This is a genomic window from Micromonospora sp. NPDC049089 (assembly GCF_040648775.1).
In the GTDB taxonomy this organism is placed as follows: Bacteria; Actinomycetota; Actinomycetes; order Mycobacteriales; family Micromonosporaceae; genus Micromonospora.
The window spans coordinates 31140-48182 of sequence record NZ_JBEZEH010000002.1 but is presented as its reverse complement, the minus strand read 5'-3'; the positions used below and the strand labels follow the sequence as shown (position 1 = coordinate 48182).

At 72.3% G+C, this 17043-nt stretch carries 14 protein-coding genes; 5 read left to right on the top strand and 9 right to left on the bottom strand.

Translation table 11 applies throughout. The annotated features are described in order from the left end of the window. Window positions 1–28 precede the first annotated feature (28 nt). Both AB0B48_RS00795 and AB0B48_RS00790 read right to left on the bottom strand, forming a co-directional pair. Window positions 29–2881, bottom strand: a complete 2853-nt coding sequence (locus AB0B48_RS00795; RefSeq protein WP_357193914.1) for a BTAD domain-containing putative transcriptional regulator — start codon at window positions 2879–2881, stop codon at window positions 29–31. A 50-nt stretch (window positions 2882–2931) separates the two neighbouring features. Further along, window positions 2932–4902, bottom strand: a complete 1971-nt coding sequence (locus AB0B48_RS00790; RefSeq protein ID WP_357193912.1) for an NAD-binding protein — start codon at window positions 4900–4902, stop codon at window positions 2932–2934. A gap of 95 nt (window positions 4903–4997) precedes the next feature. On the opposite strand from AB0B48_RS00790, the gene AB0B48_RS00785 reads away from it, so the two are divergent. The 4 genes from AB0B48_RS00785 to AB0B48_RS00770 all read left to right on the top strand — a co-directional run bounded on the left by AB0B48_RS00785 (window position 4998) and on the right by AB0B48_RS00770 (window position 8996). Beyond that, window positions 4998–5486, top strand: a complete 489-nt coding sequence (locus AB0B48_RS00785) for an MSMEG_6728 family protein (protein WP_357193909.1) — start codon at window positions 4998–5000, stop codon at window positions 5484–5486. Between the two features lie 24 nt (window positions 5487–5510). Next, entirely contained in the window at window positions 5511–7064 is a 1554-nt protein-coding gene (locus tag AB0B48_RS00780; protein WP_357193906.1) for an FAD-dependent oxidoreductase, read from the top strand. Window positions 7065–7131: 67 nt separating this feature from the next. Then, entirely contained in the window at window positions 7132–8340 is a 1209-nt protein-coding gene (locus tag AB0B48_RS00775; protein ID WP_357193903.1) for a hypothetical protein, read from the top strand. A 212-nt stretch (window positions 8341–8552) separates the two neighbouring features. Beyond that, complete coding sequence (locus AB0B48_RS00770) at window positions 8553–8996, top strand: HNH endonuclease (RefSeq protein ID WP_357193900.1); 444 nt, start codon at window positions 8553–8555, stop codon at window positions 8994–8996. A gap of 70 nt (window positions 8997–9066) precedes the next feature. Here AB0B48_RS00770 and AB0B48_RS00765 read toward each other — a convergent pair whose 3' ends face one another. From AB0B48_RS00765 to AB0B48_RS00750, 4 genes are all read right to left on the bottom strand, one after another. Continuing rightward, window positions 9067–10707, bottom strand: coding sequence for a protein kinase (locus AB0B48_RS00765; RefSeq protein ID WP_357193897.1), 1641 nt, complete (start codon window positions 10705–10707; stop codon window positions 9067–9069). 78 nt (window positions 10708–10785) lie between these two features. Further along, window positions 10786–11364, bottom strand: a complete 579-nt coding sequence (locus AB0B48_RS00760) for a hypothetical protein (protein WP_357193893.1) — start codon at window positions 11362–11364, stop codon at window positions 10786–10788. Between the two features lie 68 nt (window positions 11365–11432). After that, window positions 11433–12200 (bottom strand): enoyl-CoA hydratase/isomerase family protein, encoded by a 768-nt coding sequence (locus tag AB0B48_RS00755; protein ID WP_357193890.1) that lies wholly within the window; start codon window positions 12198–12200, stop codon window positions 11433–11435. A 140-nt stretch (window positions 12201–12340) separates the two neighbouring features. Then, window positions 12341–14728, bottom strand: a complete 2388-nt coding sequence (locus AB0B48_RS00750) for a M4 family metallopeptidase (protein ID WP_357193887.1) — start codon at window positions 14726–14728, stop codon at window positions 12341–12343. A gap of 167 nt (window positions 14729–14895) precedes the next feature. Here AB0B48_RS00750 and AB0B48_RS00745 point away from each other — a divergent pair, with 167 nt between their 5' ends. Next, window positions 14896–15444 carry a hypothetical protein gene (locus AB0B48_RS00745; protein WP_357193884.1) on the top strand — a complete coding sequence of 183 codons (549 nt, stop codon included), beginning with the start codon at window positions 14896–14898 and terminating at the stop codon, window positions 15442–15444. Here the strand turns inward: AB0B48_RS00745 and AB0B48_RS00740 are convergent. From AB0B48_RS00740 to AB0B48_RS00730, 3 genes are all read right to left on the bottom strand, one after another. After that, on the bottom strand, window positions 15432–16076 hold the full coding sequence (locus tag AB0B48_RS00740) for a histidine phosphatase family protein (RefSeq protein WP_357193881.1): 645 nt from the start codon (window positions 16074–16076) through the stop codon (window positions 15432–15434). The two genes, AB0B48_RS00745 and AB0B48_RS00740, sit on opposite strands and share 13 nt — an antisense overlap. 86 nt (window positions 16077–16162) lie before the next feature. Continuing rightward, complete coding sequence (locus AB0B48_RS00735; protein WP_088952055.1) at window positions 16163–16582, bottom strand: VOC family protein; 420 nt, start codon at window positions 16580–16582, stop codon at window positions 16163–16165. A gap of 35 nt (window positions 16583–16617) precedes the next feature. Next, complete coding sequence (locus AB0B48_RS00730) at window positions 16618–17019, bottom strand: AraC family transcriptional regulator (RefSeq protein WP_357194067.1); 402 nt, start codon at window positions 17017–17019, stop codon at window positions 16618–16620. Between the last annotated feature and the right edge of the window lie 24 nt (window positions 17020–17043).

The window sequence follows — 17043 nt, the reverse complement described above, 5'->3', positions numbered from 1 at the left end:
CCCCACGGTGCGGCCCGACGCTGACGGGTCACGCACCGCCCGCTGACAGCGGCGCACCGGCCTTCTCCGCCTCGGTGATCTCCTTCAGGACGAGAACGATCTCCGCACGGGCTGCCTCGCCGACGTACCAGCCGGTGAGCCCGCCGGTCAGCGCCTCCTCGCAGAACCGCCTCGCGGCAACCAGGTCCCCGCGCACCCGGGCCACCTGGGCGAGGCCGAGCCGGGCGCTGGCCACGAACTCGGGCGCACCGCTGCGCTGCGCGAGGAGCAGCGCACCGGCGAAGTCCTCGTGCGCCCCCGCGAGGTCACCGGCGCGCAGCCTTATCTCGCCCCGGGTACGCAGCATGTCGGCCTGGTCGACGGCCGACCCGAGCGCCTTGACCAGTCCCATGGCCTCATCCATGTGGGCGCCCGCGGTCTCCGGATCGCCCTGCCAGGCGGCCAGTTCGCCGAGCGCACCGAGCGTGATCATGGTGCCCCACCGGTCCCCGGTGCCGCGGAAGCCGTCGAGCGCTGTGGCCAGCGCGGCCCGGGCGCGGTCCCGTTGGTCGCTCCACATCAGCGCCGAGCCGCTGCCCATCGCGCCGAGCGCGTTGATCCACGGGTCCGGGCCGACCAGCCGTCGCAGCTCCCCCATCAGCTCGTCGACATCCTCGGCACCGCCGGAGGGCGGTCCCGTCGAGATCCCCGACAGGTACAGCAGGAAGGGCTGTCGCGGCGGCCGGTCGAGGCTGCGGATCACGGACCGCTGCGTCCCGAGCGACGGCAGAGACCCGGAGCCAGCGAGCGAGGCGTTGTAGACGCAGAGGGCGAACTCCTCGCCCAGCCCCGGCGGCGCCTCGGTGCCGAGCAGTTCGAGGACGTCCGCGGCGAGCCGCGCCCCTTCCCCGCGCATGCCGCGCAGCCACCAGTAGAACGACAGGGCCGCGACCATTCCAGCCGCGTCGGACGCGTCACCGGCCGCGGTGGCCCGACGCAACGCCGCGTGCAGGTTGTCCCGCTCCGCGTCGAGGCGTCGCAGCCAGTGCAGTTGCTCCGCGCAGCGGAGGTGGTCGCTGGCGGTCCAGGCGAACTCCAGGAAGTACGCGGTGTGCGCGCGACGCAGTTGGTCGGCCTCGCCGGCCTCGGCGAGACGCTCCGCACAGAAGGCCCGCACCGTTTCGAGCATCCGGTACCGGCCACCCGTCATCTCCACGAAGGACTTGTCGACCAGACCGGTGAGCGCGTCGACGAACTCGGCGGTGGGCAGGCCACAGACCCGCTCGGCCGCCTCCAGCGTGGCCCCACCGGCGAAGACGGTCAGCCGTCGGGCCACGTGCCGTTCGGCGTCGTCGAGCAGATCCCAACTCCACTCGACCACGGCCCGCAGGGTGCGGTGTCGCGGCGACGCGGCCCGGTTGCCCGTCGACAACAGCCGGAACCGGTCGTCGAGACGGGCGGCCACCTCGGCGACGGGCAACGCCCGCAGCCGCGCTGCGGCCAACTCGATCGCCAGCGGCAGGCCGTCCAGGCTGCGGCAGATCCGCAGCACCATCTCGACGTTGGCCGGCGTGACGGTGAAGTCGGGCGCGACGTCGGCGGCCCGTTGGGCGAAGAGGCCGACCGCCGCGTAGTCGTCGGCGTCCAGCACGGACGCGCCGAGCGGTGGCAGGCTGAGCCCGGACAGCGGGCACAGCGCCTCACCGGCCAACCCCAGCGGCTCCCGACTGGTGGCCAGGACGCGCAACGCCGGGCACGCGCTCAGCAACCGGGCCGCCAGCTGGGCCGCGTCGACGAGGACGTGCTCGCAGTTGTCGAGGACCAGCAGCAGCCGCCGCTCGGCCAGCGCCTCGACCAACCGGTCGGTGGTCTGCCAGCCCGGCTCGGCCGGGGCACGCAGGCCCGCGTCGCGTAGGCCGAGCGCACTCAGCACCGCCTGCGGAACGTCCGAACCGTCAGCCAGCCCGGCCAACTCGACGAAACGGACCTCCCCGTCGACCCGGCCAGCGGCCTCGATCGCCAGGCGCGTCTTGCCCGCGCCCCCGGGGCCGGTGAGGGTGACCAGCCGCCGCTCTCCGAGCAGGTCGCCGACGCGCTTGAGCTCCTCCTCGCGCCCGACGAAGGTGGTGAGTTGACTCGGCAGCACCGGTTCGGCCGACCCGCGTTCCGCCCCACGCAGCACCGCCAGGTGGACCGCGGCCAAATCCGCCGACGGGTCGACGCCGAGCTGCTCGGCCAACGTGTGCCGGGCATCCTCGAACTCGGCCAGCGCCTCGGCCGGCCGGCCCAGCGCCGCCAGGGCGCGCATGAGCTGGCCACGTAGCCGCTCCCGCAGCGGATGCGCGACGACCACTTCCCGCAGCTCCGCGATCAGGGCGCTCTGTGCGCCCAGCGCCAGATCCGCCTCGACCCGATTTTCGATGGCGGCCAGCCGCAGTTCCTCCAGCCGGGCCGCTTGAGCGGGCGCGCCGGCTGCGCCGATGGCATCGGCCAGGGCGGGACCACGCCACAGCTCCAGCGCCTCACGCAACGCCGCCGCCGCGCGGGGCCAGTCGCCGTCGACGAGCGCGCGGCGTCCCTCCTCGGCGAGCCGTTCAAAGCGGTACGCGTCGACGTCGTCGGGATCCACCGCCAGGCGGTAACCGGCCGGGTGGAACTCAACCGGGTCGTGCCCGGCGGGCAGTGCCTGACGCAGTCGCGACACCTGGGACTGGAGCGCGTTGGCCGCACCTCGGGGCGGGTGCTCGCCGTACAGGCCGTCGATCAGTCGGTCGGCGGAGACGACCCGTCCCGCGTTGAGCAGAAGCAGCGCCAGCAGGGCACGCAGCCGAGGCCCGCCCACGGGGACCTCTCGCCCGTCGGCCAGCACGACCTGGGTCGGACCCAGGATGCGGAAACGCATGCCATGGATTGTCGCTCAGTGCCGCCCGGTTCCTGCTGCGTCGGGTGCTGTCAGCTCACCTCGCCGGGCCCGTCATGCCGGCGGGTCAGCTCACGTTCGTCAGGTTGAACACCGTTGGTCGTCGAGGGCGCATCTCCACCCGGAGGGACGGGATGTGCCGCGCCACCCCCCGGGCCCGTCTGCCCCGGCACGGGGGGAGACGCCGCCGCCGGGGTGTGCGCTCCGCCGTGGACCGACCCGGCCGGTCGGGTGACCGGCTCCGGGTGGGCCGGCGGGGCGCACTGGCGCGTCAGCCAGTCCAGCCCGCGCCGCCGGGCGACGACGGTCAGCCGGTCGCCGGCGAAGATCACCTGGCGGGGGTCGAGGTCCTTCCACCAGATGGTCCTGGCGCCGCCGGCCGGGGTGCGGGCGATCAACCGGACCTGCCCGTCCCGGTTGACCGCGTCCAGCGGTCGACCGTCCAGCTCGGAGCCGGCGGCGACCGGCACCTCGGCGACCGGGAGCGCGTGCCGGTCGACCGGGATGGTGCGGATCACGGCGCGTTCGGTGAGCGCCCCGATGAAGGCCGGGGCGGCCAGGTAGGAGACCGAGCGGGACACCCCGAGTGCGAAGGTCTCCTCCACCCGTTCGGCGAAGTCACCGTCGAAGAGCCGCAGCACCACGCGCAGGTCGGCGCGGAGGTCGCGGGCGGCGAGGGCCGCCTCCAGGTTGGCCACGTCGTCGGTGGACGCCACCACCAGCGCCTGACAGTCGGCCACCGAGGCGGAGGCGAGTGTCTCCGGCAACGCGGCGTCGCCGACGATCAGCGGCACCTCCAGTTGGCGGGCCAGGGCGGCGCCGCGCGGCTCCGGATCCTTGTCGATCGCCACCACTTCGACGTCGTACTCGCGTAGCTGCGCCATCACCCGGGTGCCGACGTTGCCCAGACCGATCACCACCACGTGCCCGACCCGCGAGGGTTGCAGGCGGCCGGTGTGCAGGGCCAGTCGGGCGTTGACGATGCCGTCCACCACGACGGCGGTGATCAGTGGGATCAGCGCCAACCCGGCCAGGTTGAGCACCACCTGCATGATCTGCGCGTCCGCCGCCTTGGCAGTGTCCGGGTCGGCCCCGCTGAGCGTGGTGACCAGCGTCAGGTACAGCGCCTCCAACGGCGACACGTCCTCGGCGCGGGAGATCAGGGCCCCGAGCACAGCGATCACCGCGAGCACCAGCATCACCGCGATGCCGATCTTGCGGGTGGCGAAGCCGCGTACCGCTCCCAGCACCACAGTGACCGGGCGACGCCGGCGGCGGGCCCGGACCAGCCGACGGGCGGCGACCTCCGTGCCCGGCGGCTGACCGGTCGCCTCGGCGAGCACCAGGTCCGCGCCGGCCTGCTCGGCCGGCAGCAGCTCCACCCCCCGCGCCTCGCTGAGGTGCGCCAACGCGCAGACCACGTCCTGCGGTCGGACGTCGGCCCGACGCGCCACCCGCAGCGTCTTGTCCCGATGTTGGAAGGAACTCGGGTCGACCTCGTTGAGCGCGGCGGCCACGAAGGCCGGCGCGGCCATCTCGGCGTCGGAGAGCACCTCGACCGGGGCCTTGAGCAGCTTGCGCACGCCGTCGGCGAGGGTGCCGTTGAACATCCGCAGCACCTGGCGGACCCGCTGGTCGACGGCCTGGGCGCAGAGCGCGGCGTGCAGGTTGCCCACGTCGTCCTGGTGCAACAGGGCCAGCCCGGTCGCGCCGGCCAGACCGGCGGCCTCGAAGGTGGCCACGTCCAGCCGGTCCGAGCGGACCACCCGGACCCCGCGCAGCCCGGCCACGTCCGGCCCGTTGCTGCGGTAACGCTCCGGCACCACGACTGTCACCCGGGCCCCACCGACCGGCAGCTCGGATTCGAGCATCGCCCGGGCCACGTAGTAGGCGAGCGCGTCCCTGCCACAGATCACGTAGTGCGGGCGCGGATCACCGACGGACCGCAGTCGCCAGTTCCACTCGACCGCCCGTCGCGCCCGGTCCCGCCACGGCTCCGCCATGCCCGGATCGTAATCAGCACTGCCACCCTGGGCGACCCCGTCCGGATCATTCCGCGGCCAGGTATGTCCGCCCCGGCGACGGGTAGAGCAGCGGCATGCAGACGTTCCTCCCGTACCCGGGCTTCCTGGCCAGCGCCCGCACGCTGGACCAGAAGCGGCTCGGCAAGCAGCGGGTGGAGGCCATCCAGGTGCTGCGCGGGCTCACCCGACTCGGGTACGGCTGGCGCAACCACCCGGCCGTGAAGATGTGGGCCGGGTACGAGGAGGCGCTCGTCCGCTACGGGCTGGACATGTGCGCGGTCTGGACCGAACCGGGGCGGGCCGACACCTGCGCCACCACCATGACCGTCGACCTCGCCGACGCCTGCGGGGCGGGCGTCGTACGCACCCAGGACGAGCTGGCCCGGGCGGGTGAGCTGCCGCCGTGGCTGGGCCGCGACGACCTGCACCTCAGTCACCGCTCGTCGCTGCTGCGCAAGGACCCGGCGCACTACCGCCCACTGTTCGGCGACGACGTGCCGGAGAACCTGGAGTACGTCTGGCCGACCTCCGACCGTCCCCGCCGTTGCTTGCCAGCCGACTGAGCCGAGGTGGGGCAGACTGGGCCCATGGCGCTGTCGCAAGTGGTAGGTCGGCTGATCGGCGTACGGCAGCACCAGGTGGACCCGGGCGGCGGTGGCGCCGACCGGGTGCCGCGACCGACCACGGCGCTGGTGGTGGGTGGCGGCATCGCCGGGATGTCGGCGGCGGTGGTGTTGGCCGAGCGGGGTGTGGCGGTCACGGTGCTGGAGGCGGCACCCACCCTCGGTGGTCGGCTGGGTGCCTGGCCGGAGGCGCTCGCCGACGGCAGCCAGCAGAACGAGCACGGCTTCCACGCGTTCTTCCGGCAGTACTACAACTGGCGGTCCATCCTCCGCCGGATCGACAATGACCTGGGTTTCCTCAAGCCGATTCCGGGCTACCCGATTCTCAGCGAGCAGTGGCCGACCGAGGAGTTCGGCAGGTTGCCGCCCGCGCCACCGGCGAACCTGCTGGCGCTGCTGCTGCGCAGCCCCAGCCTGCGCCTGGCCGACCTGCGACTGATGGACCGGGACGCGGCGCTGCCGCTGCTCAGCTATGACCCGGTGCGCACCTACGCGGACCTGGACGACACCACAGCCGACGAGTTGCTGGCGTCGCTGCGGCTGCCGGACCGGGCTCGGGCGATGCTGTTCGAGGTCTTCTCGCACTCGTTCTTCAACCATGAGGCGGAGATGTCGGCCGCCGAGATGGTCGCCCAGTTCCACTTCTATCTGCTCGGCAACCCGGAGGGGCTGGCCTTCGACTGCCCCGACGAGGACTACGCCACGGCGATCTGGGAGCCGCTGACCCGGCACGTGGAGAAGCACGGCGGCCGGGTCCTCACCGGCTGCGCCGCCACCGGGGTGCACCGCGACGCCGAGGGGTGGCGGGTGACGACCACCGACGGCGGCAGCCATCCGGCGGGTCACGTCGTGCTCGCCGTCGACCCGCCTGCGCTCGCCGCGCTGGTGGCGGCCTCTCCGGACCTGGCCGAGCAGGCACCCGAGCTGGCGGCACGGATGCCGGCCTTCGGCACCCCCGGCCCGCCGTACGCGGTGGCGCGGTACTGGTGTGACGGGGACGTGTCCGCCGAACGGGCGGTGTTCAGCGGCGTGTCCCGGCAGCCCACTCTGGACTCGGTGACGCTCTACCACCGGCTGGAGAACGAGTCGCGGCGCTGGGCGCAGCAGACCGGCGGCTCCGTCGTCGAGCTGCACGCGTACGCCTGCGAGCCCGGCGTGCCGGCCGAGGAGCTGGCCGAGCGGATGCGCCGCGAGCTGGTCGCGCTCTGGCCGGAGGCCGGCGACCTGCGGGTCCGCGAGCTGCGGGCCCGGGTGGAGGCGCAGGCGCCGGCTTTCACGCCGGGCAGCCACGCCTGGCGACCGGGGGTACGCACCGACGCGACCGGCCTCTACCTGGCGGGTGACGGCATCGCCACGGACTTCCCGAGCGCGTTGATGGAACGCTCGGCCGCGACCGGGATCATCGCCGCGAACCACATCCTGCGCGCCGAGGGTGGCGCGGCCGAGCCGGTGCTCTCGATCCGACCGCGTGGTCTGCTGGCCGGCCGCACGAAGCCAAATCGACAAAACATGACATAAGCCACGGTACGCTGCCGTACGCTCGAATGATCAACCGTCGATCGGCCGGGCGGGAGGGCAGCGGGAGATGTCACCACTGCACCGCGCCGGCGCGGAGAACGGCTCGTCGACGGACGAGATCGGCCGCGACGACGCGTACCCGCTGATCCGCGACGAGCGCGCCTGCATCGTCACCGCGCTCCGGCTGGGCTGGTGGATGGCGGACGCCTACCACCACGGGCAGCACGCGGAGCCCAGCGCCTTCGTCGAGGCCCGCCCGGCCGTACCGCCGGCCAAACTCTCCAACCTCACCGAGATGTCCGCCCACCGTCGGATGCGGATGTACCTCGACGGGGTGGACGTCGCCCTGGCCCAGATCGCCGACCTCACCCGGCACACCGGGCCGGTACCCGACACGTCGGCCGCCCGCGCCCTGCTCCCCGACCTGGGCCAGCCCGACCCCGCCGACCCGGTGCCGCTGCTGCTCGCCCTCGACGACCTCAACGTTGAGGTGCTGCGCTGGGCGATGGCCGCCAACCACCGGGTCGGGCTGGCCTACCGACTGGGCCGGTCAGTGGCCGACACCGTCCGAGCCGGCGACGTCACGCAGTTGCTGCGGCAGTTCGGCGGCCGGCAGGTCCAGATCAGCCGGTGGCTGGACGAGTTGGCCAGCGTGCTGCCGCCGTACTCGGCCGCTGTGGTGCGCCGCTCACTGGCCGCCTGGGCGAGCGCTGTCGACCGCGCCGGTCACGGGGATCCGACCGAGCCGACGCCCGCCACCCTCAGCCGGGCGCTGCGCGGCCAGGGCGACCTCTGGCGCGACGTGCTCACCGGCGGCCTGCACCCGCGCGACCTGCTCGACGAGGAGGACTACGCGGTGATCGCCCGGAACCTGATCATTCGAGACCGGCGACTGGTGGCGCAGGCGGCCCGAGGCATCTTCTGGCCGGTGCTCGTACCCCTGCTGCTCGTGCTCTTCGCGGTCGTCGGGGTGAGTGCCGCCGCGGCCGCCGGCTCACCGACCACCCGGGCCACAGTGGCCCTGGTGGGCCTCGGCGCCGGGCTGGCGGCGATCTGGCGGTCGGTCTCCGGGCCCGCGCTGTCCGTCGCCGGTGAGGTCAACCGGCCGCTGCTGGACAGCGAACTCACCGCACGGATGGCACTGCGGCTGAACCGACCGCTGACCACCGCCCAGGTCTCGGCCAAAGCGGTTCCCCGCACCCGCCGCCAGCGGCGTCCCGACGGGGCCGGCCGATCGAAATACGTTGCCCGTGTCTCCCGGGTCGACCTACCGTGAGCGCGCAAGGTCAACCACCACCGCGGGAGCAGCTCATGACGATGTGGCACATCAGCATCGTGCTGTCGACGCTGCCCGGTGACGGTTGCCGAGCGGAAGGTCCCCGGGCGGGCCGGCCCGACTGACGCGTGTCCTGACGCGCTGAGCCGCCCCGTCCGACAACCGGACCGGGCGGCTTCCTGCTGTCCGTCACCATTCGGAAAGGAGTCCCGGTGGATGCCGTCCTCGTCATCAACGCCGATCTCGGCCCGCTGCACCGGGTCACCGTCCAACACGCCGTCCGCATGCTCTGCCGTCGGGTGGCCGAGATCCACGAGGCCGAGCCCGACCGGGTGATCGGGGTCTTCCCGATGCCCCGGGTGGTGCGGCTGGTCCGCTTCGTCGTCACCCGGTGGAGGTTCAGCTCCGGGCCGGCCTGGTCGCGGGCCGGTGTGCTGCGCCGCGACGACAGGTGCTGCGCGTACTGCGGCGGCCCGGCCTCCACCATCGACCACATCCTGCCCCGCTCGCGCGGCGGCCGGAACACCTGGCGGAACACCACCGCCGCCTGCTACGCCTGCAACCAGCGCAAGGGGGACCGGACGCCGGCGGAGGCGGGCATGCCGCTGCGCCGGGAGCCGGTGAACCCGGGCTGGGCGGCGTTGGCCGGGCGGTGACGGACCGGCCGGCGGGAACGGGGGGCCGCGTCCCGGGTACGACCCGGGCGCGGCACCCGCCGGCCCCCGATCAGGCGGCGCGTTCCTTGACCTTCGGCCTCAACTGGCCGCTGGGGCACTGAACCCTGATCTCGCTGCGGTGCTCCGGGGAGGTCAGCTCGACCACGATCTGCTGTGCCGGCCCCGGGTCGTACCCCTCGGCCCGGAAACCGGGTGCGAGCACCACGCTGAGCACCTCGACCGACTTTCCCACGCAGCGAGCGGTGACCGTCCCGCCGAGCGCGTCGACCGGTACGCCGACGCCAGGTGTCGGGGTCGGCGCGGCCGAGGTCGGGGGCGGTCCGGCGGTGGTGGTCGTCGGGCCCGGGACCGCTGTCACGCCCGGACCGGCCGGAGAGCTGGTCCGGGTGGCGGGCGAGCTCCTCCTGGTCGTCGGTACGACGACCGGTCCGGCATCGGCCACGTCGGTCGGGTCCTCGGTGCGGGGCATCCCCACCGTGGTGGTGCCGGGGCCGCTGCTGGTCGGCGCGGCGCTCTGTCCCTGTCGATTGCTGAAGTCACCGAGCGGCCCGGCGAGCGCCACGGCGGCGATCACAGCCCCGCCGACCGTCAGAATGGCTCGCCCCCGACGCCACGGCCCGCGCCTCGTCCGCACCGCCGAGTCACCCGTCGTTCGGGCACCCTCGGGCCTGGCTCTGGTCGGCCCGGTGCCGGTCTGCTCCGTGCCGGCCAGCTCGGGGCTGGTCTGCTCAGTGCCGGCCTGCTCGGTGTCGTTCTGTTCGGTGCTGGTCTGCTCGGTGCTGGTCTGCTCGGTGCTGGTCTGCTCGGTGCTGGTAGGGCCGGTCTGCTTGGTTACGTCGGCCGCCGGTTGGGCGGCGACGGCAGCCGCCTCGGGGGCGGCCCCGCTGGCGGCGGCGAGCAGTATGCGGGCCGCGTCGGTGGCCGGTGGCCGATCGGCGGGGTCGGCGGCCAGGCACCAGCGGTAGAGCCGGTGCACCTCGGGCGGCACGCCGTCGATCGCGGGCAGCGGGTCCGGTTCGACGGGCGTGTGCGAACGGACCATCCGGGTCTGCGCCTCGGCGGGCCACGGCAACCGGCCGGTGAGCACCCGGTACAGCAGCAGGCCGAGGGCGTACACGTCGCTGGCCGGCCGCACCTCGCCAGCCTGCAACCGCTCCGGCGCCAGGTACGCCGGCGTGCCCATCAGCCGCCCCTCGAAGTCGATCTCCGGCGCGCCGACGGCTGCCGCGATCCCGAAGTCGAGCACCTTCGCACCGGTCGGCGTGAGCATCACGTTGGCCGGCTTGATGTCGCGGTGCACCAGCCCCTGGTCGTGCGCTGCGGCGAGCGCCGAAGCCACCTCGGCACACACCCGCAGACCGGCGCGCGGGGGCAACGGCCCGACCACCAGCCGGCGCTCCACTGTGGGACCGCCGAGCAACTCCATCACCACGAACGGGACCTCGGCACCGTCCACCACCGACTCGCCGTAGTCGTAGACGCTGGTGACGTGCGGGTGCGACAGCCGAGCCGCGGCCTTGGCCTCGCCCCGGATCCGCTGCCGGGCGTCGGTGTCCGAGGCGACCAGCACCTTCACCGCCACGTCCCGTTCGAGCACCTCGTCGTACGCCCGATGCACCGCCGACATGCCGCCACTGCCGAGGCGCTCGAGGAGCCGGTAGCGGCCCGCAAGCAACTGATCACGCTGCACGACGGACAGCCTGCCGTACCGACCTGGGTCGCGGATACCCGGGATCGAGATGTTGCGATGGGTGGGAGCAGGTTGCGGCTACCGTCCGCGCAGATCCGGGTGGGCGCGCAGGAACGCCTCGCCCCGACGGGCGTTGCGGACGATCGACACGATCAGCACCACCCAGAGCACCAGCAGCAACCCGCCGATCATCGCGTGGAACGGCGCGAACCCCACGAAGACCTGACCGACGCTAGTCATCAGCAGACCGGCACACAGCACCGCAAAGTACCGTTGATTGACGAACTGTTTGGCGGTTTCCACGAGCAGACCCGGGTCTTCATCGGCCTCCGGTGCGTCGCGTCGAACCTGCCGATCCAGCCGACGACGGCGCGACCAACTGAGCCCGACCAGGGGCGAGTGTCGTGCCGATCGGTAGCGGCCGGTGCGTACGACCCAGACGGCTGCGGCCACCTCGACGATGACTCCGAGGATCACCAGGGCGAGTCCCAGGTTGCTGGCCCAGCCCGGCGGGTCACCATCGAAGATGCCGGTGTTCTGGCCACCCATCGCGACACCGACCGCGAGCGCGCCGACCACTGCGGGCAGCAGCACGAAACCAAGAATCAGACGAAGTCGCCGGTCGTTCCGGTCCGGATTCGTCGCCGTCTCGTCCATAGTGGTCCCCCGATCACCGCGTGGAGCGGGATCTACCCATCGACGGCGGCGGCGGAAACCCTGCCGACTCAGGCGTCGGTCGGTGGCTGCCAGGCGAAGCGGGGCGTACGCCGCTCGGTCACCGCCGCGACCCCTTCCCGGGCCTCGCCGGTCGTCGTCACCTTTCGGTGCCACCAGGCGATCCGCGCGGGCTCGGCGCGATCGTCGATGATCTCCTTGGCGGCGGCGATGCTCAGCGGGGACCGCATGGCGATCGTCGCGGTCAGCTCGTCCACCCGTGCGGCGAGCCGGTCGACCGGTAGCAGTTCGTCGACCAGGCCGATCCGCAGGGCGCGCTCGGCGTCGATCAGCTCGGCGGTGAACAGCAGGTGCTTGGCGGCGGACGGGCCAACGAGCCGGGCCAGCCGGCGTGTCGTCGGCGCCGGATAGACAAGCCCGAGCCGGGCCGGCGGTACGCCGAAACGGGCGTCGTCGGCGGCGATCCGCAGATCGCAGGCAACCGCGAGTTGTGCCCCACCGCCGACGCAGGCACCCCGGATGGCCGCGATCGTCGGCTTGGCGAACCGGGCCAGCCGTTCCTCGGCGGCGACCGCGATGCTGGCGTCACCGGCGTCCAGCAACTCGGCCAGGTCACCGAGGTCCGCGCCCGCGCAGAAGGCGTCGCCGGCACCGGTGAGCACCAACGACCGTACGGCCGGGTCGGGCTCCAGCCGGTCGAGCAGTTCGGGGAGCTGACGCCACATGGCCGCGGTCATGGCGTTGCGCCGGGCCGGGTTGTGCATCACCACGGTGGCGACCGGCCCGGTCACCTCGACTGTCAACTCCGCGTCCGACACATCGGCCCCTTCCCGGCGTCACCTGTGCGGCGCCACCGATCTGCCCGCCAGCGTCGTCGCCCCGCTGCCGCGACCATAACGACGCGAGCCCGACGACCACCGTGAGGGGTGGCCGTCGGGCCCGCGCGTGAGCCGTCAGGTCAGGAGACGTTGATCGCGGTGTCGTCGACCACGAACGACGTCTGGAGCGAGGAGTCCTCCACGCCCGTGAACTTCAGGCTGACGGTCTGACCGGCGTACGACGCCAGCGAGAAGGACTTCTGGCTGTAGCCGGTGGCCTTGTTCAGGTTCGAGTAGGTCGCCAGGGTGGCCAGAACGGTTCCGCTCGAGTTGAGCACCTGCACGGTGAGCTTGTCGTAGGCGACGCTGCTGGTGGTCTCGGCGGAGTCGATGTGCAACCAGAAGCTGAGGGCGTACGACGCGCAGCCGGCCGGCAGGCTCACCGACTGGGCGAGCGTCTCGGTACGGGTGCTGCCGTACCCGTTCAGCCACGCCTTCCACGACCCGGTGCGGGCTGCCTGGCTGCTGGAGCTGGTGATCACCCCGGAGCTGGCCGACCAGCCGGTGGCCCCGGATTCGAAGCCCGGGTTGGCCAGCTTCTGACCCGGCGCGGTGCAGCCGCCACCGGTGCCGTTCACGGTCAACGTGTAGGTGGCGCTGCGGGTGACCGCGCCCGCTCCGTTCACGGTGATCGAGTAGGTGCCGGCCGGGGTGCTCGCCGAGGTGCTGATGGTGAGGGTGGACGAGCCGCCGGAGGTCACGGAGGCGGGGCTGAACGCGGCGCTCGCCCCGCTGGGCAGGCCGGACGCGGAGAACGTCACCGTCTGCGCCGAGCCACTCGTGGTGGCGGTCGACACGGTGGTGGCGGCGGAGCTGCCCGGGTTGACCGAACCGGCGGTCGGCGAGAGCGACACCGAGAAGTCGTTGCCGGTCGAGCAGGCGGAGTCGCTGCCGGCCACGTTCACCGCGGTCCAGGCTGCCTGCACGGCCTTGTACTCGGTGGAGCAGCTGCCATACAGGTCGGTGGCCGCCCGCAGGCTGTAGGCGCGGGCGGTGTTCGCCGGGTTGCTGGTGCTGACGTACGACGTGTTGGAGGTGAAGTAGACGTCAAGCGCCCGGTACCAGATCTTCTCGGCCTTGGCCCGGCCGATGCCGGTCACCGCGGGGGCGGAACCGCAGACCGGGGAGGTGCCGTACGAGGTAGCGCCGGTGCCCTCGGCCAGGTTGAAGAAGAAGTGGTTGGCCACGCCGGAGGAGTAGTGCACGTCCTTGTTCTTGGTGCTGGTGGACCAGCAACTGTCGGACGAGCCGTCCAGCGACGGGTTGTACATGTAGCGCAGCGGCGTGCCGTTGTTGTTGATGTTGATCTTCTCACCGACCTGGTAGTCGCCCGGGTCGCTCGGCGCGGCGGCGTAGAACTCCACCATGTTGCCGAAGATGTCGCTGGTGGCCTCGTTGAGGCCGCCGGATTCGCCGGAGTAGACCAGGCCGGCCAGCGCCTCGGTGACACCGTGGCTCATCTCGTGCCCAGCCACGTCCAGCGAGACCAGGGGGCGGGAGTTGCCCGAGCCGTCACCGTAGGTCATCTGGGCGCCGTCCCAGAAGGCGTTGACGTAGTTGTTGCCGTAGTGCACCCGGCTCGGCACGCCGCTGCCGTTGCCGAAGATGCCGTTACGGCCGTGCGTGTTCTTGAAGTAGTCGAACGTCTTGGCGGCGCCGAAGTGCGCGTCCACCGCGGCGGACTGCCGACTGGAGGTGGCTCCGGTGCCCCAGGCGTTGTCGGCGTCGGTGAAGGTGGTGCAGCTCGACGTGCCGTTGTTCATGTCACAGGTGCGGCCGTTGCCGCGCACCGGGTCGATCATCTGGTACGTGCTGCCGGAGAGCGTCGTGTCGATGCTGACCGCGCCGGTGTAGATGCCCTGGCCGCTGCCGGTGACCGACTCGATCTCGTCGTACGACCCGACTGTCGCGCCGGTGGTGGCGTCGCTGATCACGTGCAGCCGGGACGGGGTCTGTCCGTCGGGCTGCCAACCGCTGACCACGGTCTCCCAGGCCAGTCGACCCTGCCCGGAACTGGCGTCCACGAACAGTTCCGGCGTGCCCACCGCCTCGGCCTTACCGGCGAACCGGGCGCTGGCGGCCTTCTTCGCGGCCGCCGCGGTGGTCCTGGCCGAGGTGGCGAGGGTCAGCGGCGCGGCCAACCCGACCGAACTGCCGGCGTACGTGCCGTTCGGCGCGGTGTGGATGACGAAGTCACCGCCGTACACCCGCAGGCCCTGGTAGGTCCTGGTGTAGCGGGTGTGGGCCGCGCCGCTGGGGTCCACCTTGGTGCTGCGCACCTGGTAGGACTCGGCGCTCGAACCCTGGACGGCGCCGGGGTTCGCTCGTAGGACGGTTGCCGCTCGGGCCGCGGCGGAGGCGTCCGGCGCGGGAGAGGTGGGCGGGGCCGCGTGCGCCGGGGTGACGACGCAGGTCAGCAGGCCGCTGGTGAGCAGCACTGCGCTGACGGCGGCAAGAGCTCTTTTCACGTGCGCTCCTGAGAGGAGAAGGATGTGACGGAGGTAGTCACGCATGTACATATAGCTATGTGTAGAAGAAAAGAGAAGGCCTGAACCGATGTCAGGCATCTAGATTGACCGTTCGGATGAGTGGCTTGACGAGGGAACCAGTACCTGCCCCAGCACGTCCGACGGACATGAGACCCGCCTCGACAGCCGGCGTCACGTTCGCCCTACTGGGCGCGCTCCTGACCGGCTGCACCAGCGCTGACCGGGCCGGGAGCATCCCTGACCAGCCGCCGACCAGCCCCGGCACGAACCTGTCCACTCCGACCACCGGCGCTCCGCCCCCGACCGCCGCCCCCACGGCAAGCGCCGGGGCCAGCGCTGCGGCCCCCCGAGTGACGTTGCGAATCTCCGGCGGCTTCGCCGGGCGCGGTGACTCCATCGCGGTCGAGCCGGACGGTAGGTGGACCGTGACGGACCGGGCCGGCAGTCGGCGCAACGGCCGGCTCTCACCTGCCGATCAGGCCACCCTCGCGGGCCTGACCGCCGACCCCCGGCTCGTCAGCGAGGCGCAGCGACCCACCACCGCGACCAACTGCGCGGACGTGATGAACTACCGCCTCACCGTGGCCAGCAACGACACCGCGTACGTCGACTGCCCGACCGACGGGCCGCCACCGCCTGCCACCCAGGCGGTGGTCAAGCTGCTGCTGCGGACCACCGCGTCCTACGTCAGATAGTCCGGGGGCAGGCCGGTGCCCCGCAGCTCCGGCGGCAGGTGGGCCACGTCGTTGACGGCGATCAGATTCGGCGGGCCGGCCGCGCTGTACCGGATGACGGTCAGCCCCGCGTTGTGCGCGTTCAAGCCCAGCCAGCGCCACTCCGGCGCGTCGAGGGCGTGCCGCACCAGCCAGGCGATCAGGAAACTGTGCGTCACGACCAGCTCGCGGACCGGTTCGCCGCCGGCGGGACCCTCGGCGACCGGGCCGGCGAACCGTCGCACCGCGTCCGCCGTCACTCGCGGCCCGTCGGCCCGCTCAGCCGCCGAGAACTGCGTCAGGAACTCGGCGTACGCGGGCGGCAGCCCAGCCGGGTCCGTGTCGTGTGGGAGGTGGTCGCCGGCCAACTCCGTCTCGTACACCGGAACGTCGGGCAGCGACTTGGCGACCAGCTCGGCGGTCTGCGCGGCCCGGCGCAGCGGCCCGTGGTGGACGGCGGCGAACCGCCGGGCCCCCAGGCGTTCGCCCAGCAGGGTGGCCTGCCGCCGGCCGCGCTCCGACAGGCCGGTATCCGGTTCGCCGGCGTCCGGCCCACTCGGCTCGGAGAGATCCTGCTCGGCGTGTCGGGTCAGGTACAGCAGTCGGGTCACCATGATCCCCACCTCAACACACCGGGAGGTACGAGTGCGACCCCGTACCTCCCGGTCCTAGCGCCGCGGCCCGGCTGATCGCACGCCCGCTACGCCCGGGGGAACATCTGGCCGATGCGGATCCGGTTGCCGAACGGGTCCCGGATGCCGAAGTCGATCCCGTACGGGCGCTCGGTCGGCTCGTCCGTGATCTCGACGCCCTTCGCCACAAGATCCTCGTGCGTCTTGCGGGCGTCGTCAGTGGTCATGAAGAGGTACCCGCCGAGGGCACCCTTGGTGAGCAGCTCCCGGACCTGCTCGGCGGTGGCCGGGTCCAGCGCGGGCGGGCCGGGCTTCTCCAACAGGATCTCGCGCTCCGGGTCGCCGGGCAGGTTGACAGTGAGCCAGCGCATGAAGCCGAGGTCCTGGTCGGTGTTGACCTCCATGCCGAGCTTGTTGACGTAGAAGTCAAGCGCGGCGTCCTGGTCGAGGACGTAGATCTGGGAGCGGCTGATCGCGTTCATCGTCATGCCCATGACGCTAGACGCAGCCTCTGACCTGCTGCTTATCCAAAACTGCTTGGTCGGGTCCAGGCTTTGGTGAAGCACGACGGCACGTTGGCCGGCGCGACGCGCTGACGCCGGAAATCCGAGGGCGACTCCCCGACGATCTGCCGGAATGTCCGGCTGAACGTGCCCAGGCTGCCAAAGCCGACGGCGTAACAGATGTCCGTGACGTCCCGGTCGGTCTCCCTCAGCAACGACATCGCCCGCTCCACCCGGCGGCGTTGCAGGTAGCGGTGCGGGGTCTCACCGAAGGTGGCCCGGAAGGTACGGATGAAGTGCGCCTGCGAGACGTGCGCGATCCGGGCCAACGCGGGGATGTCCAGAGGCTCGGCGTACGCCCGGTCCATCGCGTCCCGGGCGCGCAGCATCGCCCGGTTCGACTCCTCCACCGCCCGACTCATCTGCCCCCGACCCGCTCCGCGCTG